This window comes from Pandoraea communis (assembly GCF_902459745.1).
Lineage (GTDB): Bacteria > Pseudomonadota > Gammaproteobacteria > Burkholderiales > Burkholderiaceae > Pandoraea > Pandoraea communis.
In genome coordinates this window covers 201,970-227,823 of sequence record NZ_CABPSJ010000005.1, presented here as the reverse complement: position 1 = coordinate 227,823, position 25,854 = coordinate 201,970, and the positions used below count along the sequence as shown (strand labels likewise).

General features: G+C 64.0%; 23 protein-coding genes. 12 read left to right on the top strand and 11 right to left on the bottom strand.

Features of this window, described 5'->3' with window-relative positions:
- Positions 1-8: 8 nt before the first annotated feature.
- The 3 genes from boxB to PCO31110_RS19050 form a co-directional block, all read right to left on the bottom strand.
- A complete protein-coding gene (boxB, locus tag PCO31110_RS19060) occupies positions 9-1,436 on the bottom strand; it encodes a benzoyl-CoA 2,3-epoxidase subunit BoxB (protein ID WP_010808631.1) in 1,428 nt (475 codons plus the stop codon).
- Between the two features lie 99 nt (positions 1,437-1,535).
- Positions 1,536-3,191 (bottom strand): 2,3-epoxybenzoyl-CoA dihydrolase, encoded by a 1,656-nt coding sequence (gene boxC, locus PCO31110_RS19055; RefSeq protein ID WP_150691151.1) that lies wholly within the window; start codon positions 3,189-3,191, stop codon positions 1,536-1,538.
- Positions 3,192-3,303: 112 nt separating this feature from the next.
- Entirely contained in the window at positions 3,304-4,218 is a 915-nt protein-coding gene (locus tag PCO31110_RS19050) for a helix-turn-helix transcriptional regulator (RefSeq protein WP_010808629.1), read from the bottom strand.
- A gap of 270 nt (positions 4,219-4,488) precedes the next feature.
- Here PCO31110_RS19050 and PCO31110_RS19045 point away from each other — a divergent pair, with 270 nt between their 5' ends.
- The 4 genes from PCO31110_RS19045 (at position 4,489) to PCO31110_RS19030 (ending at position 9,146) form a co-directional block, all read left to right on the top strand.
- Entirely contained in the window at positions 4,489-4,959 is a 471-nt protein-coding gene (locus tag PCO31110_RS19045; protein WP_150691150.1) for a DUF4863 family protein, read from the top strand.
- Between the two features lie 41 nt (positions 4,960-5,000).
- Positions 5,001-6,605, top strand: coding sequence for a 3,4-dehydroadipyl-CoA semialdehyde dehydrogenase (locus PCO31110_RS19040; RefSeq protein ID WP_150691149.1), 1,605 nt, complete (start codon positions 5,001-5,003; stop codon positions 6,603-6,605).
- 142 nt (positions 6,606-6,747) lie between these two features.
- Positions 6,748-8,310, top strand: coding sequence for a benzoate-CoA ligase family protein (locus PCO31110_RS19035; RefSeq protein ID WP_150691148.1), 1,563 nt, complete (start codon positions 6,748-6,750; stop codon positions 8,308-8,310).
- Between the two features lie 14 nt (positions 8,311-8,324).
- Positions 8,325-9,146 carry an alpha/beta fold hydrolase gene (locus PCO31110_RS19030; protein WP_150691147.1) on the top strand — a complete coding sequence of 274 codons (822 nt, stop codon included), beginning with the start codon at positions 8,325-8,327 and terminating at the stop codon, positions 9,144-9,146.
- A 56-nt stretch (positions 9,147-9,202) separates the two neighbouring features.
- Here the strand turns inward: PCO31110_RS19030 and selD are convergent, their stop codons facing one another.
- Positions 9,203-10,282: a selenide, water dikinase SelD gene (selD, locus tag PCO31110_RS19025; protein ID WP_010808624.1), complete on the bottom strand. Its 1,080-nt coding sequence runs from the start codon at positions 10,280-10,282 to the stop codon at positions 9,203-9,205.
- A gap of 307 nt (positions 10,283-10,589) precedes the next feature.
- Between selD and PCO31110_RS19020 the strand changes: the two genes are divergently transcribed.
- Both PCO31110_RS19020 and PCO31110_RS19015 read left to right on the top strand, forming a co-directional pair.
- On the top strand, positions 10,590-11,756 hold the full coding sequence (locus PCO31110_RS19020; protein ID WP_150691146.1) for a transglutaminase-like domain-containing protein: 1,167 nt from the start codon (positions 10,590-10,592) through the stop codon (positions 11,754-11,756).
- A 47-nt stretch (positions 11,757-11,803) separates the two neighbouring features.
- Positions 11,804-12,403, top strand: a complete 600-nt coding sequence (locus PCO31110_RS19015) for a TlpA family protein disulfide reductase (RefSeq protein ID WP_010808622.1) — start codon at positions 11,804-11,806, stop codon at positions 12,401-12,403.
- A 36-nt stretch (positions 12,404-12,439) separates the two neighbouring features.
- Here the strand turns inward: PCO31110_RS19015 and PCO31110_RS19010 are convergent, their stop codons facing one another.
- Positions 12,440-13,363 (bottom strand): LysR family transcriptional regulator, encoded by a 924-nt coding sequence (locus tag PCO31110_RS19010; protein ID WP_010808621.1) that lies wholly within the window; start codon positions 13,361-13,363, stop codon positions 12,440-12,442.
- Positions 13,364-13,522: 159 nt separating this feature from the next.
- Here PCO31110_RS19010 and PCO31110_RS19005 point away from each other — a divergent pair, with 159 nt between their 5' ends.
- Together PCO31110_RS19005 and PCO31110_RS19000 are read left to right on the top strand one after the other, a co-directional pair.
- Positions 13,523-14,116 carry a chromate transporter gene (locus tag PCO31110_RS19005; RefSeq protein WP_150691145.1) on the top strand — a complete coding sequence of 198 codons (594 nt, stop codon included), beginning with the start codon at positions 13,523-13,525 and terminating at the stop codon, positions 14,114-14,116.
- Positions 14,113-14,643 (top strand): chromate transporter, encoded by a 531-nt coding sequence (locus PCO31110_RS19000; RefSeq protein ID WP_150585944.1) that lies wholly within the window; start codon positions 14,113-14,115, stop codon positions 14,641-14,643. The genes PCO31110_RS19005 and PCO31110_RS19000 overlap by 4 nt, the downstream gene beginning before the upstream one ends.
- A gap of 20 nt (positions 14,644-14,663) precedes the next feature.
- Here PCO31110_RS19000 and PCO31110_RS18995 read toward each other — a convergent pair whose 3' ends face one another.
- Positions 14,664-16,019 carry a hypothetical protein gene (locus PCO31110_RS18995; protein WP_150691144.1) on the bottom strand — a complete coding sequence of 452 codons (1,356 nt, stop codon included), beginning with the start codon at positions 16,017-16,019 and terminating at the stop codon, positions 14,664-14,666.
- A 155-nt stretch (positions 16,020-16,174) separates the two neighbouring features.
- On the opposite strand from PCO31110_RS18995, the gene PCO31110_RS18990 reads away from it, so the two are divergent.
- From PCO31110_RS18990 to PCO31110_RS18980, 3 genes are all read left to right on the top strand, one after another.
- Positions 16,175-16,801, top strand: coding sequence for a LysE family translocator (locus tag PCO31110_RS18990; RefSeq protein WP_010808617.1), 627 nt, complete (start codon positions 16,175-16,177; stop codon positions 16,799-16,801).
- Positions 16,802-16,999: 198 nt separating this feature from the next.
- Entirely contained in the window at positions 17,000-17,749 is a 750-nt protein-coding gene (locus PCO31110_RS18985; protein WP_150691143.1) for a DUF3047 domain-containing protein, read from the top strand.
- Positions 17,750-17,995: 246 nt separating this feature from the next.
- Positions 17,996-19,780 carry a peptidoglycan D,D-transpeptidase FtsI family protein gene (locus PCO31110_RS18980; protein WP_150691142.1) on the top strand — a complete coding sequence of 595 codons (1,785 nt, stop codon included), beginning with the start codon at positions 17,996-17,998 and terminating at the stop codon, positions 19,778-19,780.
- A 146-nt stretch (positions 19,781-19,926) separates the two neighbouring features.
- On the opposite strand, the gene PCO31110_RS18975 is transcribed toward PCO31110_RS18980, so the two are convergent.
- From PCO31110_RS18975 to PCO31110_RS18955, 5 genes are all read right to left on the bottom strand, one after another.
- The gene (locus tag PCO31110_RS18975) at positions 19,927-20,292 is read right to left on the bottom strand and encodes a cytochrome o ubiquinol oxidase subunit IV (protein ID WP_010808614.1); all 366 of its coding nucleotides are present in this window, start codon (positions 20,290-20,292) and stop codon (positions 19,927-19,929) included.
- Positions 20,293-20,919 carry a cytochrome o ubiquinol oxidase subunit III gene (locus PCO31110_RS18970; protein ID WP_010808613.1) on the bottom strand — a complete coding sequence of 209 codons (627 nt, stop codon included), beginning with the start codon at positions 20,917-20,919 and terminating at the stop codon, positions 20,293-20,295.
- A 2-nt stretch (positions 20,920-20,921) separates the two neighbouring features.
- Positions 20,922-22,901 carry a cytochrome o ubiquinol oxidase subunit I gene (gene cyoB, locus PCO31110_RS18965; protein WP_036662191.1) on the bottom strand — a complete coding sequence of 660 codons (1,980 nt, stop codon included), beginning with the start codon at positions 22,899-22,901 and terminating at the stop codon, positions 20,922-20,924.
- A gap of 15 nt (positions 22,902-22,916) precedes the next feature.
- On the bottom strand, positions 22,917-23,978 hold the full coding sequence (cyoA, locus tag PCO31110_RS18960) for a ubiquinol oxidase subunit II (RefSeq protein ID WP_150691141.1): 1,062 nt from the start codon (positions 23,976-23,978) through the stop codon (positions 22,917-22,919).
- A gap of 510 nt (positions 23,979-24,488) precedes the next feature.
- Positions 24,489-25,118, bottom strand: a complete 630-nt coding sequence (locus PCO31110_RS18955; protein ID WP_010808610.1) for a LysE family translocator — start codon at positions 25,116-25,118, stop codon at positions 24,489-24,491.
- Positions 25,119-25,386: 268 nt separating this feature from the next.
- Here PCO31110_RS18955 and PCO31110_RS18950 point away from each other — a divergent pair, with 268 nt between their 5' ends.
- The gene (locus PCO31110_RS18950; protein WP_010808609.1) at positions 25,387-25,851 is read left to right on the top strand and encodes an Lrp/AsnC family transcriptional regulator; all 465 of its coding nucleotides are present in this window, start codon (positions 25,387-25,389) and stop codon (positions 25,849-25,851) included.
- The last annotated feature ends 3 nt before the right edge of the window (positions 25,852-25,854 follow it).

Below are 25,854 nucleotides of genomic sequence, written 5' to 3'. Positions count from 1 at the left end.
CTGCTCTTTTAGTTGAAGCGCACGTACTCGAAGTCGATGGGCTGACGGTTGATGCCCAGCGGGGGCGGCGCAATCCAGTTGGCGAACTTGCCCGGCTCGACCACCCGGCCCATGAGAGACGCCACATACGCACGATCTTCCGACGACGGCAGCCACTCGCGCTCGTGGGCGGCCCATTCGGTCTCGTTCACCACGCGGCCGTCCGGCGACACACGTACCCCCGCGAACGTGCCGATCTGGCGGTTGAACGCCTTGTGCGGCACCGTCAGGCGGAAGTCGATACCGGCCTTCTCCAGCACTTTGTTCCAGCGATTCACGCCCGCGACCGAATCCTTGATGTAGTCGTCGCGCAGCACTTCGTTCATGGCGTTGAGCATCGGCACTTCGCGCTCCACGAGCTTGCCGTTGTCCACGTCGAGCAGGCGGTACATCTGGCCGTTCAGTCGATGGTCGTCGTCGCGCTTGCTTTCTTCATAGCGCCCCTTCAGGCCCGAACTGTAGAAGATCGCGGCGTTCGACGACTGGTCGGCGCCGAACAGATCGATCGTCACCGAATAGTGGAAGTTGACGTAACGCTGGATCGTCGGCAGATCGATCACTCCCGCCGCACGCAGTTGCGAGACGTCGTCCGTCTTGAGTTCGTTCATCACCTGAGCGGTGCGCGCGATCACGCGCGAAACACCCGACTCGCCCACGAACATGTGGTGCGCCTCTTCGGTCAGCATGAACTTCGTGGTGCGCGCAAGCGGATCGAAACCGGACTCGGCCAGTGCCGAGAGCTGGAACTTGCCGTCGCGATCGGTGAAGTACGTGAACATGTAAAACGCCAGCCAGTCCGGCGTCTTTTCGTTGAACGCACCGAGAATGCGCGGATTGTCGTCGTCGCCCGAGCGGCGGCCGAGCAGCGCTTCGGCTTCTTCGCGGCCATCGCGGCCGAAGTAGCGATGCAACAGGTAGACCATCGCCCACAGGTGGCGGCCCTCTTCCACGTTGACCTGGAACAGGTTGCGCAGGTCGTACATCGACGGCGCGGTCAGCCCGAGGTGACGCTGTTGCTCCACCGAGGCCGGCTCCGTGTCGCCCTGCGTGACGATGATGCGGCGCAGGTTCGCACGGTGCTCGCCCGGCACGTCCTGCCACGCCGCTTCGCCCTTGTGCTCGCCGAAGTGGATCTTGCGGTCGGCTTCGCCCGGCGTGAGGAAGATGCCCCAGCGATAGTCCGGCATCTTCACGTGATCGAAGTGCGCCCAGCCGCTCGGGTCCACACTCACGGCCGTGCGCAGGTAGACGTCGAAACCGTGCGAGCCTTCCGGCCCCATGTCGCCCCACCAGGACAGGAAGTTCGGCTGCCACTGTTCGAGCGCGCGTTGCAAGGTGCGGTCGTCCGACAGATTGACGTTATTGGGGATCTTCTCGCTGTAGTTGATCGAAGCCATCGTGGGAATCCTCGTGTCTCTTGCGTATTTTGTGAAAAACGTCTCGTCTGATGTTGCCGCCGCCCGGTGCGATTCCCCCGCGGCGGCACAGCGCATTCGTCAGACGCGGTTCAGATCGAACTGCGCCTTGTTGCCCTTGCCGTAGACCTTCAGTGCGCCCTTCTCGCCCACGGCGTTCGGACGGATGAAGATCCAGTTCTGCCACGCCGACAGACGGCCGAAGATACGCGTGTTCATCGTCTCTTTGCCGTTGAAGCGCAGGTTCGCTTCCATGCCGGTGAGCGCGTCGGGCGACATGGCCGCACGCTCTTCGATTGCGATACGAATTTCATCCGGCCAGTCCAGGTCGTCGACGGCGGCCGTTACCAGCCCCAGACGCTCGGCTTCATCCGGACGCACCGCGCGGCCAATGGTGGCGCGCACGGCGTCCAGCTCGGCCGAGTCTTCATAGAAGCGGCGCGCCAGACGCGACTGATCGGTGACCATCGGCAGCAGGCCGAAGTTGACCTCGGTCAGCGTGATCGCCGGCTCGTCTTCCTCGCTCGCAGGCAGCGCAGCCATATACGTGCGGTCGGCCGCGAAAGCGAATTCGGCGAGCGTGCCGGTGAAGCACGAGTCCGGCTCGATCAGTGCGAAGAGCGAGCGCGACGACACGTCGATGCGCGCGAACGTGCGGCGCAGCATGCCGATGGTCTCGCGCACGAACCAGTGATCCTGATGAGCCAGCAGCGAGGCGTCGGCGGCCAGCACGTGCTTGGCTTCGCCTTCGGTGCGCAACAGCCAGGTGCCGATGTCGAGTTCGTTCGTGCGCAGATTAAGGATGGCGTCGTCGAGTTCGCGCGCCATCTTCAGCGGCCACCAGTTCACGCCTGCGGCTTCAATGCCGGCGATGTCCGATGGCGGCACAGACGTCGGTGCCTTGACGGTCAGGCTGGCGGTGCGGTTGGTGCGATCGATTTCCACTTCGACGAATTCGTAGCGGATGGCATCCGGCGCATCGGTGCGCTCGATGCGCGTAAGCGTCACGCCCTTGCCCCCCGGACGATGGCTGTCCTGGGCCAGTTCCAAGGCGCGGGCCGAGATCGTCTGCGCGAATTGCGCGGGCTTGACCACTTCATCGACCAGACGCCATTGTTTGGCGCGCTCGCCGCGAATGCCCTCGACGATGGTGCAGAAGATGTCGGCGCGGTCGTTGCGCACATGACGCTTGTCGGTCAGACGCGTGAGGCCGCCGGTGCCCGGCAGCACGCCCAACAGCGGCACCTCCGGCAGCGCGACGGACGACGAGCGATCATCGACCAGATAGATCTCGTCGCAAGCAAGCGCCAGCTCGTAGCCGCCGCCTGCGCATGCGCCGTTCACGGCGGCGAGGAACTTCAGGCCGGAGTGGCGGCTGGAATCCTCGAGGCCGTTGCGCGTTTCGTTCGTAAATTTGCAGAAGTTGACCTTCCACGCATGCGAGGACAGACCCAGCATGAAGATGTTGGCGCCCGAGCAGAACACGCGGTCCTTGGCGCTCGTCACCACCACCGTCTTCACTTCCGGATGCTCGAAGCGGATGCGTTGAACAGCATCGTGCAGTTCGATATCCACGCCGAGATCGTACGAATTGAGCTTGAGCTTGTAGCCCTCGCGAATGCCGCCGTCTTCCGCGATGTCGATCGCGAGGGTGGCAACCGGGCCTTCGAAGCTCAGTTTCCAGTGCTTGTACTGCGTGGGGTCCGTACGGTAGTCGACGCGGGGTTTGCCGAACATGATTGCCTCCAACACGAATAATGATCTTGTTGAATTGCAATATAGTGCAGCACACCCCAACCGTCAATCGTTTATTTGATAAAAAATGAATTATTTTGCAGATTCAAGGATCTCAGTCTGACGACAGCTGCACTGCAAGGCGTCCGCGCAGTTGCAGATAGGCGTCGGCCAGTGCACGGCCGCCGGTGTCGAAGCTCATGTCGGCCTTGGCGTAGAAGTCCTGCCGGCCCGCCAGAATGCGCTTGAGGTCGTCCATAGCTTCCGCATTGCCCGACATCGGACGCAGATCGCCCTGCGCCACCACTCGTTTCATGTGTTCTTCGGGCGACGCCTGCAACCACACCGTATAGCAGTGCGTCAGCAGGAAATTGAAGGTGGCGGCATCGCTCACGATACCGCCGGGCGACGCGATCACGGCACGCGGATGCTCCGCCACCACGGCTTCCAGCGCGCGCAATTCGTAGCGCCGGTACGCAGAGGCACCATACAACGAATAGATTTCCGTCGGCGGGCAGCCCGCCAGTTGCTCGATCACGCGATTGAGTTCGACGAACGGCACATGCATGTCGTCGGCGAGCATGCGGCCCAGCGTCGACTTGCCCGCGCCACGCAGGCCGATGAGCGCAATGCGCCCGCGCCGGTCCGGGTCGCGCTCGCTGCCGGCAAATAACTCACTCAATGCCTGACGCGCGCGCGTGAGCGCCTCGCCGTCGCGCCCGTGGAGGATCTCGCGGATGAGCAGCCACTCCGCCGACGACGTGGTCTCGTCGCCCACGATTTCCGCCAATGTGCAATTTAGTGCCTGCGCGAGCTGACGTAGAAACAGCACGGACGCATTGCCCACCCCCGACTCCAGATTGGCCACATGACGCTCGGAGACAGCCGCATCCAGCGCCAGCGCCTTGCGCGTCAGGCCCCGCCGAGCGCGCAGCGTGCGCACTCGCTCGCCCAGCGCGACCAGGAACGGGTCTTTCTCCCCGGCGCCCCGCCCCGTCGGCACCCCATCGGCTTGCGCACTCTTATTCATCAGGCGAGATCCTCGAAGCAGGTAACATGTAATATATTGCTTGACAGAGAAATTTGCATGCTCTAATTTTCACCATGCGTCGATAAAAAAGCAAACGCGGGCCAGACATTCTGCGCACCGCCATTGATCGGCGTCATATCAACAGACAGTGCGCAGACCGCGCTGCGCGAGCGACAGCGCATTGCACAGGCAATGCCGGCCCCGAACGATTCAGGCCCGCCACTGCCGCCGCGACCGGTACAGCGACTGCGACGTCCCCAGGAGACATGGATGGATGTGCCCCAATTTCAGGCGCTGATCGCCGAACTCACCCGGCAACTCGACGGCCGCGCCGTCGACGCCCCCCTCGCCGATTGGCTCAACGCGCACTACGGTGCCGGTTCTCCGGGTTATGAAGCGCTGGCCGACGCCTGCCGCACCGGTGTTGCCGAGGGCTGGCTGTGCAATCGCGAAGGCGGTGGCATTCGCTACGGGCGCGTCATCAAACCCACGCCCGACACGCACGGCTTTTCCGTCGACGTGGTGGACATGGCCGATCTGGCCGGCCCGCACCATGGGCATCCCCATGGCGAAATCGATCTGATCGTGCCGCTCACGCCGGGCGCGACCTTCGACGGGCATCCGGCGGGCTGGTGTGTCTACGGTCCCGGCTCGGCGCATCGGCCGACGGTCGCCAACGGACGCGCGCTCGTTCTGTATCTGCTGCCCGAAGGCGCTATCGAGTTCACGCGCAGCGCCTGATACGGCGTGCGCACGTTCCCCTGCTGGATTCACATCGGTTCATGGTCATGAGTACCCCTGCCTTGCTGGAAAACTACGTCGCCGGCCAATGGGTGGCCGGCGCCTCGCGCACGTCGAACACGAGTGAGCGCACCGCACTCATCGATCCCGTCACCGGCGAGACACTCGCCTACGTGTCGAGCGCGGGCCTCGATCTCGACGCGGCATTCACCTTCGCACGCGAGACAGCCGGCCCCGCACTCCGCGCCTTGTCGTATGGCGAACGCGCGCAACGGCTCTCGCAAATCGCCGCCACCTTGCAGACAAAGCGCGACGACTACTACGCCATCGCCACTGCCAATTCGGGAACGGTCGCCACCGACTCCGCCGTCGATATCGACGGGGCCATCTACACGCTGTCGACCTACGCAAAGCTCGGCGCCGCACTCGGCGACGCGCATACGCTGCTCGACGGCGCCGCCGTGCCGCTGGCCAAAGACGCATCGTTCGCGGTGCGTCACGTGTTCCGCCCAACGCCCGGCGTGGCGCTGTTCATCAACGCGTTCAACTTCCCCGCATGGGGACTTTGGGAGAAGGCGGCCGGCGCCCTGCTCGCGGGCGTGCCTGTCATCGTCAAGCCTGCGACGTCGACGGCCTGGCTGACGCAGCTCATGGTTGCCGACGTCGTCGCCGCAGGCATTCTTCCCCCGGGCAGCCTGTCGGTGATCTGCGGGAGCGCCGCCGGGCTGCTCGACCGGATCGGGCCGTTCGACGTGGTCTCCTTCACCGGCTCCGCCGACACCGCAGCCACGCTGCGCGCGCATCCGGCGTTCACGCAACGCTCGGCGCGCATCAACGTGGAAGCCGACAGTCTGAACAGCGCCATCCTGTTGCCCGACGCCGCACCGGGCACCACCGCCTTCGACCAGTTCGTGCGCGAAGTCGCGCGCGAGATGACCGTCAAGTCGGGCCAGAAATGCACGGCCATTCGCCGCGCGATGGTGAGCGTCGAACACTTCGATGCGGCCGCCGCCGCCATTGCCGAGCGTCTCGCCAAAACGGTCGTGGGCAACCCGCGCAACGAGACCGTGAAGATGGGGTCGCTCGTGAGCGCCGCGCAGAAGCGCGCCGTGCTCGACGGCATCGCCCATTTGCAGGCAGAAGCGGAAACGCTTTACGACGGCAATCGCGATGCCGTCTTCGTCGACGCCGGCCCGGACAGCGCCTGCGTCGCCCCGGTGCTGCTCGGCTTGCGCGATGGCGCGGCGGGCAAGCGCGTACACGACACGGAAGTCTTCGGTCCCGTGGCGACGCTCGTCGGTTATCGCGATCTCGATGAGGCCGTAGTCCTCGCCAAGCGCGGGCAAGGCTCGCTCGTCGTCTCGCTCTATAGCAACGACGCCATCGCCATGCGCGCGCCTGCCCTTGCACTGGCCGACGCCCATGGCCGCGTGCACGCAGTCGATCCGTCGGTCGGGAAAACGCAGACCGGACACGGCAACGTCATGCCGCAGTCGCTGCATGGCGGCCCCGGCCGTGCGGGAGGCGGCGAAGAACTGGGCGGCCTGCGCGCGTTGCGCTTCTATCACGTGCGCACGGCCGTGCAAGGCCCTGCGGCACTGGTCGAAGCGCTGACGCAGGACGCTGTCGAATTTCCGAAGTCTTAACCTATCACGTCAGTAGCCATCGCAAGCCGTCGCAGTCAAGGTGATTCAAACAGGCGCCGTCAGAGCGCCATAAAGCACTCACGCCACGCGTGCGCCGTTCATTTGTGAGCGGTGCGTCGCGCGGTGATCCACCGGAGGCAACATGCAAGCCGTACTCACCCCACCGCCGGCGAACTTCAACTTCGCTGCGCATCTGGAGGCGCTCAATCGCGGGCGCGCTGCCAAGACTGCTTATCTCGACGACACGCGTACGCTCACCTACGGCGAACTGGCGGAGCAAAGCCGGCGGTTCGCGACCGGACTCGTCCGCGCGGGCATCCATCGCGAGGAGCGCATCCTGCTCGTCATGCTCGACACCGTCGACTTGCCGGTTGCGTTCCTCGGCGCGCTGTACGCCGGTGTCGTGCCCGTGGTCGTCAACACGTTGCTCACGGACGACGATTACGCATTCATGATCGCGCATAGCAAGGCGCAACTCGTGATCGCGTCCGGCGCGCTCATGCCGACGGTGCAGGCAGCGCTCGGGAAAGTGCCTTCGCCCCCGCCGTGTGTCGTCTCGCAACCGATTGCCGCCGAGGCAGACGCCGCGACCGTCTTGCCGACGTTCGACGCGCTTGTCGACGGCCCGCCAAGCGCACTGCCGGCCGAGACCGCGGGCGACGACATTGCGTTCTGGCTGTACTCGTCGGGCTCGACCGGCAAACCCAAAGGCACGGTGCATACGCATGCCAACCTTTACTGGACGGCCGAGACCTATGGCCGCCACGTACTCGGCATCCGAGAGGACGATATCGCCTTTTCCGCGGCGAAACTCTTCTTCGCGTACGGGCTGGGCAACGGGCTGACGTTTCCGCTGTCGGTCGGCGCCACGGTCGTGCTGATGGCAGAACGCCCGACCGCGCAAGCCGTAGCGCAACGGCTTTGCCAACATCGCCCAACGATCTTCTACGGCGTGCCGACGCTCTACGCCAACCTGCTCGCATCGCCGCACCTGCCCGCGCGCGAAGACGTCGCGTTGCGTTTGTGCACCTCGGCGGGCGAAGCGCTGCCGCGCGAAATCGGCGAGCGGTTCACGGCGCATTTCGGTGCGGAGATTCTCGACGGCATCGGCTCGACCGAAATGCTGCACATCTTCCTGTCGAACCGCGCGGGACAAGTCGCCTACGGCACGACCGGCGAGCCGGTGCCGGGCTACGCCGTGGCGTTGCGCGACGAGAACGGCCAGCCTGTGCCCGATGGCGAGATCGGCGACCTGTACATCAAAGGGCCGAGCGCGGCGCTCATGTACTGGTGCAATCGCGAGAAGTCGCGCTCGACGTTCCTCGGCGACTGGCTCAAGAGCGGCGACAAATACCAGCGTCTGCCCAATGGGTATTACGTCTATGCCGGGCGCAGCGACGATATGCTCAAGGTAAGCGGCCAGTACGTCTCGCCCATCGAAGTGGAGATGGTGTTGATGCAGCACGACGCCGTGCTCGAAGCCGGGGTCGTGGGACGCGACGACAATGGCCTGACCAAGACGCAGGCATTCGTCGTCCTCAAGCCGGGCGTCACGGCGACCGAGGCGATGGCGACCGAGTTGAAAGCCTTCGTCAAGGCCCGGCTGGCACCGCACAAATATCCTCGCGAGCTGGTGTTCGTCGACGATCTTCCGAAGACGGCCACCGGCAAGGTGCAGCGCTTCAAGCTGCGCGAATTGCTTTAGGAGATGACAAGACGATGTCGGACGTACAGTTCGCCCGGATCGAGACGGCCTCGCACGGCCCGCTCTCGCTGGAGTATCGATGGATCAACCGCGAGCGCACGCACGCCCCGCTGCTGGTGTTTCTGCACGAGGGGCTCGGTTCCGTTGCGATGTGGAAGGACTGGCCGCAGCAGTTGTGCGACGCGGGCGGATATCGCGGCCTCGTGTATTCGCGCAACGGCTATGGCCGCTCCACGCCGCGCGCGCATGACGAGAAGTGGCCGGTGGATTTCATGCACCGTCAGGCGCGCGAGGTGCTGCCCGCGTTTCTCGATGCGGTCGGTGTCGGCCCCGAGCAGGCCGATCGCGTGTGGCTCGTCGGGCATAGCGACGGCGGTTCGATCTCGCTGCTGTTCTCGGCCGCGTTCCCGGACCGGCTCGCCGGTGCCGTGGTGCTCGCGCCGCACCTCTTCGTCGAGGATCTGTCGGTCGAGAGTATTGCGAAAACGAAGACCGTGTACGAGACGACCGATCTGCCCGCGAAGCTCGGCCGCTATCACGACGACGTCGAGTCGGCGTTCTGGGGCTGGAACGATATCTGGCTGAACCCGGCGTTTCGCGAATGGAATCTGGTAGGCGCAGTGGCAAGCATCTCGAAGCCGTTGCTCGCCATTCAGGGCGAAGACGACGAGTACGGCACGATGGCGCAGATGGACAGCATTGCTGCACATGTGCCGCATGCGAAGGTGGTGAAGCTGCCGGCGTGCGGACATTCGCCGCATCGCGATGCGCCGGCGCCGCTGGGTGAGGCCATCATCGCCTTCATTGGCGCTCACGCAGACCGTCAGGCAGCATGACGCGTGCGGGCGCCCCGCTTCGCAAGTTCGCGAGAAGCGCCCGCTGACAACGCGGCTCAGATCACGCGCACACCGGGGGTGCCCGGACGCATCGCACCGACGATGCCCGCTTCGTCGAAGCCGTCGGCACGGAACACCGCCAGCACATCATCGACCGCACCGGGCGCGCAGGACACCAGCAAGCCGCCTGCCGTCTGCGGATCGCACAGCAGATCGCGGTCACGCGCCGTCAGACGCTCGCCCATTTCCACGGACGCCCCATAGGACGCCCAGTTACGCCCGGACGCCCCCGTGATGCACCCGTTGTCGGCCAATTCCCGCACACCGTCGAACAGCGGCACATCGGACATGCGCAGATACGCCGCCAGATTCGCGCCGCGGCACATCTCCAGCGTGTGCCCGAGCAGACCGAAGCCGGTCACATCCGTGAGCGCATGCACGCCCGGCAACGCGGCGAGCGCCGGGCCGACGCGATTCAGGCGCGTCGTGGCGTCGATCATGCGGCGATAGCCCGCCTCGTCCAGTTGATTCTTCTTGAGCGCCGCCGACATGACGCCGACGCCGAGTGGCTTGCCGAGGACCAGCACATCCCCCGCCTGTGCGTCCGAGTTGCGCTTCAGACGCTTCGGATGCACCACGCCAAGGGCCGCGAGGCCATAGATCGGCTCGACCGAATCGATGCTGTGCCCGCCCGCAATCGGAATGCCCGCCTCGGCGCAGATCGACTCGCCACCGCGCAGAATCTCGCGAATCGTCTCGCGCGGCAGCACGTTGATCGGCATGCCGACGATGGCCAGCGCAAAGATCGGCTTGCCGCCCATCGCGTAAATATCGGACAGCGCGTTGGTCGCGGCGATACGGCCGAAATCGAATGGGTCGTCGACGATCGGCATGAAGAAGTCCGTCGTCGCGATGATGGCTTGCTCGTCGTTGAGCTGGTAGACCGCGGCATCGTCAGACGTCTCCGTGCCGACGAGTAGCGCTGCCGGCGCCGGCAGCGGCGCTTCGTTACGGGCGAGCAGTTCGGAAAGCACGCCCGGCGCGATCTTGCAGCCGCAGCCGCCACCGTGCGAGAGCGAAGTCAGACGCGGCGCGGCCGGTGCGGCGCCTGCTTGAGTTGCATCGATTGCGGTCATGGTCGTTGGTGTTCGTTGGGAATGGCCGGGAACCTGTCGCAAGGCGTACCGCAGTACCGCTCAAGGCGTCGTTGATACGCTCCGCTCCCGGAATGACAACAGTTTGCCAAAAGTCGACGTATTATGAAGCAGCTTTGGCGCATCGATAGGTTTCGGTCTGGTCGATAGACGTCTGTCGATGCCGCCATACTACCGATTCACATCGTCCCTGCATCGCGGGACGCCATTGCTGCCGTATTGCGGCACGCTATCGCAACGCCCTAACCACCATGCGCCGTGAGCGCTGACGCCAAAAGGGGATCTCATCATGCAACGCCGCCGTTTCCTCTCGCTGGGTGCCTGCGCCCTGCCCGCCTCTGTCCTGTCGACTTCGCTGCTGTCCGCCCATGCGCAGGCAGCACCCTCACGCACACCGGCAGGCACGCCGTCGGCCGGCCCCGGCGAAGGCTGGCGTACCTTCGAACTGACGACGCAGGTCGACCTGCCGGCCGGTAACGGTAACGGCCCGGCAAACGTCTGGCTGCCGGTGGCGGCCTCGCCGTCCGGAGGCTACCAGCGCGCGCTCGGCGCACGCTGGGAGGCGCCGGGGGCCAACGCCGAGCTGCGCACGGTGCGCGGCGCGTCAGGCATCGATGTGCCGATGCTGGCTGTAGTCTGGCCCGATGGCGCAACACAAGCCCCGCGCACGGTCACGCTGGTGAACACCTTCGCCACGCGCGACCGGCATGTGGATCTGGCGCAGCCGCCCTCGGCCAATGCGCCACGCGAAGCGCCCGAAGTGCTGCGTCAATATCTCCGCCCGACGGCGCTTCAGCCGACCGACGGTCTCGTGCGCGAGACGGCCGAGAAGATCACACGCGGCGAAAAGGGTGACGTGGAGAAAGCGCGCGCCATCTATCAGTGGATCGTCGAGAACTGCCGCCGCGAAGGTTCGGTGCGCGGCTGCGGCACCGGCGACGTGCGCTACATGCTCACCACCGGCAACCTCGCGGGCAAGTGTGCCGATATCAATGCGCTCTTCACTGCGCTCGCACGCTCGGTCGGCATTCCCGCACGCGACGCCTACGGGGTGCGCGTTGCGGCGTCGAATCATGGCTTCAACAGCCTGGGCAAGGCAGGCGACGTCACGCGTGCGCAGCATTGCCGCGCCGAGTTCTACGCCGCCGGCTACGGCTGGGTGCCCGTCGACCCGGCAGACGTGCGCAAGGTCGTACTCGAGGAAGTGCCGGGCGGCCTGCCGGTCGACGACCTGCGCGTGCGGGCGGCGCGTGCGATGCTCTTCGGGCAGTGGGAGATGAACTGGGTCGCGTTCAATCACGGCGCTGACGTGCCGCTGCCGGGCGCGCGAGCCGCGCAAGACAACACCGTCCCGTTCCTGATGTATCCGAACGGCGAAGTGGCGCGTGCCCAGCTCGACAGTCTCAATCCTGACACCTTCCGCTATCGCATGAACGCCCGCGAGATCACGGCCTGATACGAACCCTACGACCTCCGAAACATCACACGAAGGAGCGCATCGCCATGCAGCGCCGCCATTTTCTTCACACCCTCGGGGCTCTCGGGACAGCCGGCGCGCTAGGCGGCACCGGGGCACAGGCGTTGGCGGCCGGTCCGGCCAAGGGGGCGGCGGAAGTCGATGACAGCACGCTCGCCGGCACCTCCGGCGGCACGCTGTCGGCATGGCGCGGCACCACACCGGCGTTCTCGCTCGACGGACTCGATGGCAAGCCGTACGCGTTGTCGGAATGGCGCGGGCGCGTGGTCATCCTCAACTTCTGGGCAACGTGGTGCGGCCCCTGTCGCGAAGAAATTCCGGCGATGGGCGCGGTGGCGCGTCAATACCGTCAGCGAGGCCTCGCGCTGGTCGCGGTCAATTACAAAGAGCCGCTCGCCACAGTCAAGCCGTTCATCGACAAACTGCCTATCGACGGCACCGTTCTGCTCGATGCCGACGGCGCGGTCTACAAGCGCTTCGGATCGCTCGGCTTGCCCGCCACGTATCTCATCGATCGGGCGGGCAACGCGCGCTTCTGGCGCATGGGCGAACTGGAATGGAGCGACGTGGGCCTGCACGGCCACATCGAGGCGCTGCTCACGCAAAAGGGTGGCGCGACGGCCTGACGCTCCCCCACGCTGCGGCGCAGCCCGCATCGTTCGTCACTCGGCGGCGAGCGTCTGTGCCGTTTCATTGACGTGATCCAGCAGTCGCGCCGCCGGTCCGGCGAGCACGCCTTCGCGATGCGCGCAATACAGCGGTGCGCGCGGCGCCGGGGCGAGCGGCCGATAGACGATGCCCTCGACCTGCACGCGCATGAGCGAGGCGGGCACCACCGACACCCCCAGCCCGGCCGCCACGAGCGAGAGCGTCGTGAGCAGGCGCGGTGCTTCCTGTTCGATGTTCGGGCTGAAGCCCGCGCCGTGGCACGCCGCGATGATGGCGTCGTATAACCCTTGCCCGGTGCGACGGCGATAGAGAATCAACTTCTCCGCCGCGATGGATGTCATCGGCACGGCCGCCTTGCCGGCGCGCCCCGTAAGCGCCAGCGGGTGCGCCGAGGGCACCGCAAGCACCATCGACTCTTCGAGCACCGGCACGAAGACGATCTGCCCGATATCGCCCTGCGGCTGCCGAATGAACGCGACGTCCAGATGACCGTCTCGCAGACCGTCGAGCAATTCGCTCGTGCTGCTCTCGTCGAGCATCAACGACACCGACGGGGCATCGCGCCGGAACGCGCGAATCACCGTCGGCACGAACGGATGCAGCGCCGCCGAACTGGTGAAACCCACAGACAACCGCCCTTTGACACCCGCCGCGACACGGCGCACGTCGTCCACCGCCTGGTCGAGCTTGCGCACGACGTCATACGCGTCGCCGAGAAACGCCTGACCGGCGTCCGTGAGCGCCATGCCGCGCGGCAAACGCTCGAAGAGCGTCACGCCCAACTGCGTTTCGAGCACCCGGATCTGCTGCGAGAGCGGCGGTTGTCCAATGCCCAGACGCTCCGCCGCACGCGTCATGTGCCCTGTTTCGGCCACGGCAATGAAATAGCGCAGCAGACGTATGTCGATATTTGCCATATTGGTTCGATATGAATCAAGTCACTTCCATATATTGGACAATATAGCGCAATCGTCCTACGCTCAAGGGGTTCCGCGCGGCGACTCGTGCATCACTGCCCCGATGACACGCCCTGCCCGGCGGCCCCACCGCAGTTCAGTTTTTATATCGACCCCGCCATGAGCACTCCGGCCCCAACCGCCTCCTCCACATCCGGCACGGTACAAGTCTCGCCTGTCGCCGACGTCCCCGGCATTCGCGCCCTCTTCTTCGGTTTCCTCGGTCTCGGCATGACGGCGTTCGGCGGCGCGTTGCCGCTGGCGCGGCGCATGATCGTCGAGAAACATCGATGGCTCACGCCGGCCGAATTCACCGATCTGCTGGGCCTGTGTCAGTTTTTGCCCGGCGGCAACATCATCAATCTGTCGGTCGCGCTCGGCATGCGCTTTCGTGGCTGGCGCGGCGCGCTCGCGTCGATTCTCGGCCTGATAGCGGCGCCGTCTGCCGTGGTGATCGTGCTGGGCACGATCTATCGGCACTTTCAAAACGATCCGCATGTGAAGCATCTCTTCGCAGGACTCGCAGCGGCCGCAGCCGGCCTGTTGATTCAGATGGCGTGGAAAGTCGCGTGGCCACTGCGCAAGTCCCTCGCACTCGCCGGCGTGGCGGTCGCCTGCTTCATCGCGATTGCCGTACTGCGCGTGCCACTGGTGCTCACCATGCTTGTGATGACGCCGATCTCGATTTACGCCACGTGGCGGGTTTCGCAATGACCGGCACGCTCGTCTCGCTCGCGCTCATCTTCGCGCAGTTGTCGGTGCTGGCGTTCGGCGGCGGCAACACGATCCTGCCGGAGATGGAGCGTCAGGTCGTCGATCTGCACCACTGGATGACGTCGGAGGAATTCAGTGCGCTGTTTGCGCTAGGGCAGGCAGCCCCCGGCCCGAACCTCATGATCGTCACGCTCGTTGGCTGGCACGTGGCCGGCTGGCAAGGCATGCTCGTCACGTCGCTCGCAAAGTTCGGGCCGTCCTCGCTCATCACCGTCGGCGTGCTGCACTTGTGGGAGCGCTTCAAAGACCGGCCGTGGCGTCGCATTGTCCAGGCCGGCCTCGTGCCGATGACGGCCGGTCTGGTCGCCGCGAGTGCCGCACTCATTGTCGAAGCGTCGGCAACGTCATGGCTGCTCGCGGGCATCACTGCCAGCGTGGCAGTATTCGCGATCCGCACCCGCGTGCATCCGTTGTGGTGGCTCGCGGCAGGCAGCGTCGCGGGGCTGCTGGGCGGGGCATATCTATAACCCCGCGTGGGCGATGCCGGTTACGCCCTGCCTTCCTCGCACACCTGCGCAAAATCCGCACGCCAGTGGTCACGGCCTACCGCGCGAATACCATCGACCAGATGAATCCAGTCGTTGGACCCGATCACCAGCGACGGCGGGGTATCGCCGCGCGCCAATGCGGCGAGACGGGGTGGGCAACGTTCCCGTATCTCGGGCTTGCCGGCCACCAGCATCACGCGGGCAAGCCATTGCGAGACATCGACCGGGATCGTCGACGTGACGGCCTGCCCGGCCTGCGCCTGCGGCTCGTCGGACCAGCGCCATGCGAAGCGCGCACTGACGCTCGCGCGTATTGCGATACCCAGGGCGTCGAGCACGCGGTCGCAGGTCAGCCCTCGCTGGGCACCAGCCCTCAAGGCGAATTCGCCGATATCGCGCCAGTCGGCGGCACTCCCGCAATCCTCCCGCACGCTCGCCGCCATCAACGCGACGACACGAGACCGGACACGCCGCAGCGCGTCGGGATGGGTCAGTAGCCGCCGCTCCCTGCGCGTTTCTTTCGAAAGATCGTTCGTTGTCTCGGCCGGATCGAAAAGCTGAATGTCGACCGGATGAACGGTAAACGTCGGCGAGCCCGCGACGTCGTGGCGCCAGTCGGGTTCGAGACAGTCGCGCAGGAGCGCAAAGGCGCCGTCGAATCTGACCAGCGAGGGGTGAGCGTCGTTCACACGCAATGCCTCACGCATCGTCTGAGGCAGCCTGAAACCCAGACCGTGCGCCAGAAGCTGACACAGCGAGGCCACTCTGTCGCTTTGCGCAACGCAGGTTTGCGGCGCATCGGCGATGTGAAGAATGAGGGCCTCCGCGATCTTCCGCTCGGCCAGCTTGCGCCCCGACGATGCGGCGCCTTGCGTGGCCCCCTCCGGGAGTGACGCATTAGCGAACATCTGCGTCGCATCGAATGCCGCGAGGCATTGCCGCATCGAAGTGAGATCCGCCGGGGTACGGCGACGAAGTTGCGTCTGCGTCTGAAGCGCCCACTGACGCTGCGCTTGGGCGCCCTCCCCCAAGGCGTTCTCCAGCGCACGCCACTCCGGCCATAGATAGCGAACCGCCGCGCCAATGGTCAGCGCACTCAGCGCACAGGCAAACGCCACGTCCGCCGCGCCTGCCACGCCTGCCGCGCCCGGCACGCTGAGTGCGCGTTCCTGATAATGGCGGCCCGTGCTTTGCCATGCGTCGCTCAGAAAATGATGCAGGCCGCTGTCTCTCAGACATGCAGCGGCGCCTTTGAAGTCGCCCCGGAACCCGTCGTAGACACAGTTTGCCACCTCGTAAGCCAGGTGCAGGAACGTACTGGCGGATGAGGAGGCCGCATGAGGCGCAAATGGCATATCGCTTCCTTGTTTTGACGTCGGAAAAGCAAACATCCTCCGCTGAAGCCGCGCGAGAGGCTTCGGCATTCGCCCAGCCCCCTTTCGGGCACGTTGCCGCGGAATCTGGGATGATGTCGCCATTGCGTCGCCGCCGATTGCCCTGGAGAGAGCCCATGCCGACCTTCGCCACCCTCACCACGTTCGTTGTTGTCGTGCTCGGGCTGTTTCTGATTCCCGGCCCGGCGGTATTGCTGACCATCACCCGTACCGTGCAAGGCGGGCGGCGTGCAGGCATCATGACGGGGATGGGGATTGCGCTGGGTGACCTCGTGCACACGCTGTGTGCAGCCGTGGGGCTCTCGGCAGTGCTGATGACCTCGGCACTGGCGTTCGATGTAGTGAAGTATGTGGGGGCGGCGTATCTGATCTATCTGGGTATCAAGGCATTGCGCGAGCGCCCGTCCGATCCGCAACTGCCCGTGGCCCCGGAAGTCTCGCCCGGACGCGCCTTCGTGCAGGCCGTGGCCACCGAAGTGCTCAATCCGAAAACCGCCCTCTTCTTCCTCGCCTTCATGCCGCAGTTCGTGCATGCGAGCGAAGGCGATGTCTTCGCGCAGTTCTTGGGGCTGGGGCTGGTGTTCGTCGCGATGAGCGCGCTGTATACCGCAGCGATCGCGCTGTCGGTGCGCCCGCTCGGCAAGGTCGTTCGCCGCTTCAGAGGATTGCTGCGCTGGCAGGGCAAGATCATCGGCACGATCTTCATCGGCCTCGGTCTGCGGGTTGCCATGCAGCAGCGCTGATCCCCCTGCCGTTCAGTCGTCGATTGCCGTTGGTTTGGGGGGCGAGTCCCCCCGGAGGCACGGGTCAACCGGCCGGTGCCAGCGGTGTCCCTGCCTACACCGGAGTCGCTCACCATGCCTCGCATCGTCTCGCCGCTTCGCTTGCCGAGCCACGTAAGCTGCCCTGTGCGCGGACCATCACACCGGGCTTCCTCGCTCATGAGGCCCCTGGCGCTCGCGCTCAGCCTGATCGTCTGCGGGCTCGTGGCCAAGGCGGTCAACGCGGCCGATCCTGCCGCAGCCGCCGCCCCGGTAGCCATCTCCTTCTCCAAAGCGAATTCGGGTAACGCGCTGCCGCCCGGCTGGCAGAATTTGCCGGTCGTGAGCGGCAAGAAGCTCACCACCTACACGGTCGTCGCCGATGGCGGACGCAATGTCATCGAAGCCAACTCAGTCGATTCGGCTTCGGCACTGATGGCCAAGGGAGACAGTGTCGACATCGCTGCGACGCCGGGCGTGGCGTGGCGCTGGAAGGTCGACAAGGCCATCCCAGGCGCCGATAACCGCGTCAGCGACAAAGAGGATTCGCCCGCGCGGCTGGTGTTTTTCTTCGATGGCGATAAATCCACGCTGCCATTCGGCGACCGTGCGGCGATAACGCTGGCCAAGGTCGGCGGCGAAGATCTGCCCTACGCCACGCTGATGTACATCTGGTCTAACGACGCGGCACCGGGCAGCGTCATCCAGAACCCGCATACCGACCGGGTGCAGATGCTTGTGGTAGCGGGCGGCGATGGGTCGCTCGGCAAATGGCAGACCTTCTCGCGTAACCTCGCGGCGGACTACGAACGCATCTATCAGGAGAAGCCGGGCAAGCTGCTCGGCTACGGCATCTTCACCGACAGTGACAACACCCATGCAAGTGCGCATGCATGGTACGGAGACATCCGGTTCGGCCCGGCAAAGTAGCGCGCGATGTCCTCCCCGGCAGACGAACCCTCTCGCCGGGAAAATCCGCTTCTGGTTTCACTAGCCGACACCCATGCGAGAAGTGTGCGCGAAAGCATCGAAAATAACGCTGAAAGCCCCGTCCGACGGGGCTTTTGCGCTATTGCAACAGTCGCTTGCATGCTACGCTATCTCGCCTAGAATCTGAGCCAGAGTTTGTCGATCGGCTCATTGCTGTTCACGCCTCTCACCGCCTTCGCGAGCGCCATGCAAAAGAATCGCCAGCCCAAGGACGTCACGTTCGCCTCCAGTCCGGTATTGCAGTCGCGCATGTCGTTGTGGCGCTCCAAACTCGTCGTCATCATGATCACCCTCGCGTTCATCGGGTTGGTCGTGCGAGCGTTCTGGATTGCCGGCCCCGGCAACGGTTTCTATATAGCGCAGGGCGAAAAACGTTACGAGCACACTATCGTCATGCCTGCGGTGCGCGGCAAGATCGAAGATCGGGATGGGCGCGTGCTCGCGACCAGTCTGCCGATGCGCACCGTCTGGGCGGTGCCCGCCGAAGTGCCCGACGACCTGTCCGACAGCGACATTCAGAAGGCCAGCAAGCTGCTCGACATCCCCGCGAAGGAACTGCGCACCAAGCTCATCGGCGAGAAGAAGTTCGTCTATGTGAAGCGGCAAGTGTCGCCGGAAATCGGCAAGCAGGTCGAAGCGCTCGGCATTCCGGGCGTCTACGAAAGCAGCGAATACAAGCGGTTCTACCCCGAAGGCGACGTTGCGGCGCACGTCGTGGGCTTCACCAACGTTGAAGACAAGGGGCAGGAAGGCATGGAACTGGGCGAAGAGCCGCTGCTCGAGGGGACGGCGGGCGTGCGGCGCGTCATCAAGGACCGCATCGGCCGTACCATTCAGGACCTCGACGACTCCAGCCCGCCGCGCGACGGCAAGGACATTCACCTCACGCTCGACACCCGCGTGCAATACATCGCCTACGCGGCGCTGAAAAACGCGCTGGATCGCACAGGCGCGAAAGCTGCCATGGCGGTCGTGATCGATGCCAAGACGGGTCAGGTGCTCGCGTTGGCCAACTTTCCGACATACAACCCGAACGACCGCGAGCATCTGACGGGCGAACAACTGCGCAACCGTGTGTTCACCGACGTCTTCGAGCCGGGCTCGATTCTCAAGCCCTTCACCATGGCGCTGGCGCTGGACCTGCATCGTCTGACGCCGGCTACGCTCATCGACACTGGTCCGGGGCGATATGTCTTCGAAGGCGCGACCATCAGCGACGACAGCGCGAACGGCGTGCTCACGGCGGCGGGCGTGATCCAGAAGTCGAGCAACATCGGCATGACCAAGGTGTCAACCATGCTGCGCGCCGAGGAAATGTGGGACATGTTCACGGAGATCGGTCTGGGTCAGCAGCCGAAGCTGGGCTTCCCGGGAGCGGTATCGGGCCGTTTGCGTCCGTATAAGTCGTGGCGGCGCATCGAGCAGGCGACGATGGCCTACGGCTACGGGATTTCCGCGTCGCTGTTCCAGTTGGCACGCGCTTACACGATCTTCGCCAACGACGGCGTGCTCGTGCCCATCTCCATCATCAAGCCGGATACACCGGCGCAGCCCGAGGGCGTGCGCGTGATCGATGCGCGCACGGCTGTCGAGATGCGCAAGATGCTGGCCGCCGTGGTCGATACGGGTGGCACTGCCACCACGGCACAGGTAGCCGGTTACAGCATCGGCGGGAAGACCGGCACGGCCTATAAGGCGGGCGCACACGGTTACGACCATTCGAAGTATCGGGCGTCGTTCGTGGGGATTGCGCCGTTGTCGGCGCCGCGTCTGGTGATTGCCGTGTCGGTGGACGAGCCCAAGGCGTCGCAGCACTTCGGCGGGCAGGCCGCCGGGCCTGCATTTGCGGAGATCGCGTCGCAGGCGTTGCCGTTGCTGGGCATTCGACCGGATCTGCCGGTGCGTCCGGGGGTGATTCTGGCGGCACCGACCTCGGATACGCCGCCGGACGACAAAGCGCCTCACGGATAAACCTCTCGCCGGTTCGGTGAGGCATCGGCGCTCAACGCCCTCCGTCCTCCCCGAATACCCATCACGAATACCCATGAAAAAAGGCGGCTCGGAATTCCGAAGCCGCCTTTTTCACTTGCCCCGAACTGACGGGCAAGTCCGGGAACTTACATCCCCGGCATCATCAAAGAGTTGGCGTTGTGCATGATCCACAGCGAGCCGACCAGCACGATGGCCACGATCAGCACGGTGAACAGAAACGCCATCACATTCCAGCGCTGTTCCGACGAGCGGTCCATGTGCAGGAAGTAGATCAGGTGGACGATGATCTGCACGAGGGCAGCGCCGAGAATCAGCGGCAGCACCGTCGACGGCGGCATCGTGCCATCCATCACCAGCTTGAACGGCACGACCGTCAGGATCACCGCGAGCACGAAGCCGATCAGGTACGACTTCACGCTGCCGTGGCTGCCACCGGCCGCATTGTGGCCAGCGTCGTGGCCGTGCGATTGCACCGATTTGCTATTGCTCATTTACATCGCTCCCATCAGGTACACGACCGTGAACACGCCGATCCAGACCACGTCCAAGAAGTGCCAGAACAGCGACAGGCATTGCAGACGCGTGGTGTTGGTGGCGCTCAGGCCCTTCTTGCCGATCTGGAACATCAGAACGGCCATCCACAGCAGGCCCGAGGCCACGTGCAGACCGTGGGTCGCCACGAGCGCGAAGAACGACGACAGGAAACCGCTGCGGTTCGGGCCGGCACCTTCGAGAATCAGGTGGTGGAACTCATACAGTTCCATCGCGATAAACGCAGCGCCCAGCAACCACGTGATCGCCAGCCAACCCTGCACAGCGCCCTTCTTGCCGTTGTGCAGACCGATCATGGCAAAGCCATAGGTGATCGACGAGAACAGCAGGATGAACGTTTCGACCAGCACGAACTTCAGGTCGAAGAGTTCCTTGCCGGTCGGGCCGCCGGCCGTCGCGTCGCGCAATACGGCGAACGTCGCGAACAGGCTGGCGAACAGCACCAGGTCGGTCATCAGGTACACCCAGAAACCGAAGATCGTGTTGCCCCCGGTGTCGTGGTGCGCGTGGTCGTGCGCATGCGCATCGGCATGCGCGCCAGAGTGTTTGAGAACTTCGCTCGTCATGATTAAGCCTTTGCTGCTGCGGCCAGTGCCTGATGGTGAGCCGATTCAATGGCCACCACTTCCGGCGACTGCACGTAGTAGTCGATCGAATCGTCGTTGCTGCGGCAGATGAACGTCAAGATCATGCCGGCGAAGCCAACGATAGCCAGCCACCAGATGTGCCAGATGGCCGCGAAACCGAACACCAGCGAGAACGCACTGATGATGAAACCGGCACCGGTGTTCTTCGGCATGTGAATCGGGGCGTAGCTCGTCTTCAGATCGCTCTTGATGCCGTGCGCCTTGCGATAGGCCAGCTCGTCGACGTCATGCACGCGCGGCTCTTCGGCAAAGTTGTAGAACTGCGGCGGCGACGACGTCATCCACTCCAGCGTACGGCCGTTCCAGGGGTCGCCCGTGGTGTCGGCCAGCGCCTTGCGGTTCTTGATCGAGACAACCAGTTGCAGCACCTGGAAACCGATACCGGCGGCGATGAACAATGCACCGATCAGCGCGGCGATCAGCCACGGCTGCCAATCCGGGTTGCTGTAGTGGTTCAGGCGACGGGTCATGCCCATCAGGCCCAGCACGTACAGCGGCATGAACGCGAGGTAGAAGCCGATCAGCCAGCACCAGAAGCTTGCCTTGCCCAGACGTTCGTCGAGCTTGAAGCCGAAGGCCTTCGGGAACCAGTAGTTCATACCGGCGATGTAACCGAACAGCACGCCGCCGATGATCACGTTGTGGAAGTGAGCAATCAGGAACAGCGAGTTGTGCAGCACGAAGTCGGCGCCCGGCACGGCCAGCAGCACGCCGGTCATACCACCGATCACGAACGTGACGATGAAGCCCAGCGTCCACAGCACCGGCACGGTCATTTGCACGCGACCGCGGTACATCGTGAACAGCCAGTTGAAGATCTTCACGCCGGTCGGGATCGAGATGATCATCGTCGCGATACCGAAGAAGGCGTTCACGTTGGCACCGGAGCCCATCGTGAAGAAGTGGTGCGCCCACACGAGGAACGACAGCACCATGATCGCGGACGTGGCGTACACCATCGACTTGTAGCCGAACAGCTTCTTGCCCGAGAACGTCGAGATGATTTCCGAGAAGATACCGAACGCCGGCAAGATCAGGATGTACACCTCCGGGTGACCCCAGATCCAGATCAGGTTGAGGTACATCATCGGGTTACCGCCCAACTCATTCGTGAAGAAATGGAAGTCGAGGTAGCGGTCCAGCGAGAGCAGCGCCAGCGTCACCGTCAGCACCGGGAACGCAGCGCACACCAACACCATCGTGCACAGCGAGGTCCAGGTGAAGATCGGCATCTTCATCAGGTTCATGCCCGGCGCGCGCATCTTCAGAATCGTGACGACGAAGTTCACACCGGTGAGCAACGTCCCCAGACCCGATATCTGCAAGGCCCAGATGTAGTAATCCACCCCCACGCCCGGACTGTATTGAATGCCCGAGAGCGGCGGGTATGCCAGCCAGCCCGTGCGGGCGAATTCACCCACGCCCAGCGACAGGTTCACCAGCGCAGCGCCGGCCACGAACAGCCAGAACGACAGCGTGTTCAGGAACGGGAACGCCACGTCGCGTGCGCCAATCTGCAGCGGCACCACGAGGTTCACCAGCCCCGTCATGAACGGCATCGCCACGAAGAAGATCATGATCACGCCGTGGGCGGTGAAGATCTGGTCGTAGTGATCCGGCGGGAGAATGCCGCCCGAGTTGTGGGCGAGCGCCAGTTGCGTACGCATCATCATGGCGTCGGCAAAGCCGCGCAACAGCATGACGAGCGAGACGAGCACGTACATCACGCCGATCTTCTTGTGATCGACCGACGTGACCCACTCGTTCCACAGGTACTTCCATTTGCCGAAGTAGGTGAGCAACGCGACGATGCCCAGTACCCCGAGCACCATCATGCCGACCGCGCCGACGATGATCGGCTCGTGGTACGGAATGGCTTCGAGAGTCAGTTTGCCAAACAGCGTTGACATTGTTGTTTACTCCTTGTGCGCGTGCGCGGCCGTACCGGCGTGCATCGCGTGCGCGCCGGCGTTGTCCATGGCCATGGTCATCGACTGGCCGTTCTGCCCATTCGCAGCGGCGGCCGGAGCCATCGCGGCGTCAGCGCCCGCGCCCTTCATTTCCATCTTCATGTCCATGCCCTTCATTTCCATGGCGCCGTGGTTTTCATGGCCTTCGTGCTGCTCGGCCATGCCAGTTGCCATCGGGGCGTGCAGGATCGATTCGAACATCTTCGCGTCGACCGAGCTGTAGTACGTGACCGGCGTGTTCTCGCTCATCGGCACGAGCGAAGCGTAGGTATCCTTGTCCAGGACCCTCTTCGACTCACGCACCTTGGCGACCCATTGCTGGAAGTCGCTGTCGGTCATCGCCAGCGTCTTGAAACGCATGCCCGAGAAGCCGCCGCCGCTGTAGTTCGCCGAAATGCCGTCGTACGAGCCGACATGATTGGCGATCAGGTGCAGCTTCGTTTCCATACCGGCCATCGAGTAGATCTGGCTACCCAATTGCGGAATGAAGAACGAGTTCATGATCGATTCCGAGGTGATCTTGAAATTCACCGGGGTATCGACCGGAACGGCCAACTCGTTGATCGACGCAATGCCCTGTTCCGGGTAGATGAACAACCACTTGTAGTTCATCGACACGACTTCGACCGTAATCGGCTTTACTTCGCTTTCCAGCGGCTTGTACGGATCGAGTTCGTGGGTGGAGACCCAGGTGATGCGCGCGAGAATCGCAATGATGATGATCGGCACGAGCCAGACCACGACCTCAATGGCCGTCGAGTGCGACCAGTTCGGCTCATAGCGCGCCGACTTGTTGCTCGCGCGATACTTCCACGCGAACCACAGCGTCATCAGGATGACCGGAATCACCACAATCAACATCAGCCAGGTGGCCGTGAGGATCAGGTTCTTGTTCTCTACTCCGATCTGCCCCTTAGGGTCGAGCAGCGTCATGCCGCAGCCAGCCAAAAGCAGCGGCGAGCACAAGGCGAGGAGCCTAAACAATCGCGGGTTTCTGTGTTTCTTCATGTCACACGACAGGGTTGAGTTGGCCAGCGAACGGCGCAACACGGGCTTACCGGCCTGATGCAGGGTCGCAGAAGGTTGGCAAGGGTTAAGGTGGGACGGGAGCAGTCGTCGCGCCGGTATTGCACCGGTCGAACTACGACGACTGTGTCATCGAAAAGACGGGAACCGGGGCAGATTGCCGACCGCAGACCTCAAGTCACTGTCCGACTTCTTGTCTTTTACTTCCATCACGGTGCGGCATTATGCCGAAGTTTAATTAGACCGGACATCGCGCACCCGCCGGCGCGACAATGTGTCGCGCAGGGCTCACGCGTACGCGCGCGACGATTTCCAAGCAGATCGGCACCTGTTTGGCGGTAAACGCTGTGCAATGCAGCAATTCGGGAAGGTTCTTGGATTTCAAGAGGTGCGACGTTGTGTCGCACCTCGTTTTGCGGTGTCGCAGCGAAATGCACCAATTTAGTGCGAAAGATCGCTGGAATGTAGGTGTGATGTATTGTGCCCGGCTTTTCAGTCGAGCGACAAGCGCACGGCAAATGCCATGAGCGCGGCGCCGAACGACCAGCGTTGTACTTTTTGTGCAAGCGGACGGGTGCGCAGCCAGTGCGCGATGCGCGCCGCACCGAACGCGAGCGTGGCATCGAAAATCGCCCCCACGACCAGCAACAGCGCGCCGAGTTCAAGCACCTGGGTCCAGACCGGGCCGGCTTCGGGGCGGATGAACTGGGGCAGCAGCACCGAACAGAACAGCAGCGCCTTCGGATTGAGCACGCTCGAGAGCACACCGCGTCGCACGGCGTGCGAAAGCGGCACGGCCGCCTGCGGCGGCGCCTCGGCCATCTCCATGCCGAAGGCCGGCGAGCGCCAGATCTGGATGGCCACCCAGGCAAGATAGAGCGCGCCGGCGATACGCACCGTCTCGAATAGCCACGGCGCCGCGCGCAAGAGCGCCGCCACACCGCACGCCGAGAGGGTCACATGTCCGGCGCGCGCCAGCGCCAGTCCGCCGGCAGTGGCCAGGCCGTGTCGCACACCGCGCGTCATGCTCGTCTGCATGACCAGCGCCATGTCCGGACCAGGCAATGCGTAGACGACGATCAGAGCGCCGATGAAAACGGTGAGCAACTGCAGCGAAACCATGATTTTCCCCCTGACGGCAAGAGTGGCTAAAACGAGCTCAATGATCTCGCCAAATCACAGGAGATAAATGGCGTTTTCCACCCACTATGATTTACATATATGGTGTATTCCACCAACATATAGCGTCACACCGAAAAATCCCCCGACATCCCCATGTACCGCATTACCGCCAGGCTTAATCCGGACGGATGAGGGCAACACTTTCCCGCCATCGCAGATCGTGGTGGAATGCCATCTTTGCAGCAGCTTTTGTAGCGGGATACCGACAATGAACGAACTCGACGCCATCGATCAGGCGATTCTCGCCATCGTCCAACGCGATGGCCGCATCTCCAACGCCCGGCTAGCCGAGCGTGTGGCGCTCTCCGAAACGCCCTGCGCACGGCGTTTGAAACGGCTCGAAGCCGAGGGCTACATCACGGGCTATCGGGCCGAACTGTCGCATCGCGCGCTGGGTCTGGGCGTGACGGCCTTCGTCCATGTGCGCTTTGCCGTGCACGACCGCGCGCTGTCCGAGCAATTCGAGCGCGAAGTGCAAGCCATCGACCGTATCGTGTCGTGCCACAACATCTCCGGCAGCGCCGACTATCTGCTCGGGGTAGTCGCCACCGATCTCGACGACTACGGCATGTTCACGCGCGACGTACTGCGCGCCCTGCCCGGCGTGTCGTCGATCGAATCGATGCTGTCGCTGCGCGAGGTCAAACGCGATACCGGCGCGCCGTTGCTGTAATCC

Excerpts from the sequence above, each read along its gene's own strand:
- PCO31110_RS18950 (WP_010808609.1), top strand. The coding sequence starts at position 25,387 with ATGAACGAACTCGACGCCATCGATCAGGCGATTCTCGCCATCGTCCAA.
- PCO31110_RS19045 (WP_150691150.1), top strand. The coding sequence starts at position 4,489 with ATGGATGTGCCCCAATTTCAGGCGCTGATCGCCGAACTCACCCGGCAA.
- PCO31110_RS19010 (WP_010808621.1), bottom strand. The coding sequence starts at position 13,363 with ATGGCAAATATCGACATACGTCTGCTGCGCTATTTCATTGCCGTGGCC.
- selD (WP_010808624.1), bottom strand. The coding sequence starts at position 10,282 with ATGACCGCAATCGATGCAACTCAAGCAGGCGCCGCACCGGCCGCGCCG.
- PCO31110_RS19040 (WP_150691149.1), top strand. The coding sequence starts at position 5,001 with ATGGTCATGAGTACCCCTGCCTTGCTGGAAAACTACGTCGCCGGCCAA.
- PCO31110_RS18955 (WP_010808610.1), bottom strand. The coding sequence starts at position 25,118 with ATGGTTTCGCTGCAGTTGCTCACCGTTTTCATCGGCGCTCTGATCGTC.
- PCO31110_RS18985 (WP_150691143.1), top strand. The coding sequence starts at position 17,000 with ATGAGGCCCCTGGCGCTCGCGCTCAGCCTGATCGTCTGCGGGCTCGTG.
- boxC (WP_150691151.1), bottom strand. The coding sequence starts at position 3,191 with ATGTTCGGCAAACCCCGCGTCGACTACCGTACGGACCCCACGCAGTAC.
- PCO31110_RS19050 (WP_010808629.1), bottom strand. The coding sequence starts at position 4,218 with ATGAATAAGAGTGCGCAAGCCGATGGGGTGCCGACGGGGCGGGGCGCC.
- PCO31110_RS18980 (WP_150691142.1), top strand. The coding sequence starts at position 17,996 with ATGCAAAAGAATCGCCAGCCCAAGGACGTCACGTTCGCCTCCAGTCCG.
- cyoA (WP_150691141.1), bottom strand. The coding sequence starts at position 23,978 with ATGAAGAAACACAGAAACCCGCGATTGTTTAGGCTCCTCGCCTTGTGC.
- PCO31110_RS19020 (WP_150691146.1), top strand. The coding sequence starts at position 10,590 with ATGCAACGCCGCCGTTTCCTCTCGCTGGGTGCCTGCGCCCTGCCCGCC.
- boxB (WP_010808631.1), bottom strand. The coding sequence starts at position 1,436 with ATGGCTTCGATCAACTACAGCGAGAAGATCCCCAATAACGTCAATCTG.
- PCO31110_RS18975 (WP_010808614.1), bottom strand. The coding sequence starts at position 20,292 with ATGAGCAATAGCAAATCGGTGCAATCGCACGGCCACGACGCTGGCCAC.
- PCO31110_RS19035 (WP_150691148.1), top strand. The coding sequence starts at position 6,748 with ATGCAAGCCGTACTCACCCCACCGCCGGCGAACTTCAACTTCGCTGCG.
- PCO31110_RS19005 (WP_150691145.1), top strand. The coding sequence starts at position 13,523 with ATGAGCACTCCGGCCCCAACCGCCTCCTCCACATCCGGCACGGTACAA.
- PCO31110_RS18970 (WP_010808613.1), bottom strand. The coding sequence starts at position 20,919 with ATGACGAGCGAAGTTCTCAAACACTCTGGCGCGCATGCCGATGCGCAT.
- PCO31110_RS18995 (WP_150691144.1), bottom strand. The coding sequence starts at position 16,019 with ATGCCATTTGCGCCTCATGCGGCCTCCTCATCCGCCAGTACGTTCCTG.
- PCO31110_RS19015 (WP_010808622.1), top strand. The coding sequence starts at position 11,804 with ATGCAGCGCCGCCATTTTCTTCACACCCTCGGGGCTCTCGGGACAGCC.
- PCO31110_RS19000 (WP_150585944.1), top strand. The coding sequence starts at position 14,113 with ATGACCGGCACGCTCGTCTCGCTCGCGCTCATCTTCGCGCAGTTGTCG.
- PCO31110_RS18990 (WP_010808617.1), top strand. The coding sequence starts at position 16,175 with ATGCCGACCTTCGCCACCCTCACCACGTTCGTTGTTGTCGTGCTCGGG.
- PCO31110_RS19030 (WP_150691147.1), top strand. The coding sequence starts at position 8,325 with ATGTCGGACGTACAGTTCGCCCGGATCGAGACGGCCTCGCACGGCCCG.